Genomic DNA, 599 nt, shown 5'->3' with positions numbered 1-599 from the left:
TCGTTCATTCGGTGGGTGCTTCCAGTCCGGGGATCTTCTTCAACGCGGCACCGAACTTGGGGTAGTTCGCCTTCACCCCATCATCGAGGTCGATCTCGATCTGCTGCACCGCCAACGGATACAGCACCTCACGCGCCCACTCCCGCACCTCGACCAGGTCACGGCGCAGCTTCTCCGCATGCTTGACCGCCGCCGCCTTCTCCCTGGCGCCCGACGCCGACGTCACAAGATGCTCCTGCCGGTCCAGCTCCGCCTCAAGCTTCGCGATAAACGGGGTGACGTACTCGTTCAGCACCGTGCCCACCGTTGACGGGGTGTACCGGTGCATGTAGATCAACGCACTGAACGCGCCCTTCGGGGACGAGAACAACCAATAGATCGGCCGCTTCTTGTACCGCTGCACGTGGTCCTTGTAGAAGTCCCGCACGAAGTACTGCCGCACGCTCTTCCCGAGCGTGTCCTCAACAAACCGCAGGTTCTCCTCGAAATGCTCATCACCGAACGCCACCCGCAGGAACTCACGGAACCGGGCCACGATGTCGTCCTCGAACCAGTCCCCATCCACCACCGGAATCACATTGTCCCGATCCGGCACAAAC

General features: G+C 61.6%; 1 pseudogene. It reads right to left on the bottom strand.

From position 1 onward, the window contains the following. Positions 1–4: 4 nt before the first annotated feature. Positions 5–599, bottom strand: a pseudogene (locus tag ACUY4T_RS14420) (BREX-1 system adenine-specific DNA-methyltransferase PglX); the annotation flags it as partial.

The organism is Agromyces arachidis (genome assembly GCF_052805135.1).
This window is presented reverse-complemented; position numbering and strand designations above follow the sequence as displayed.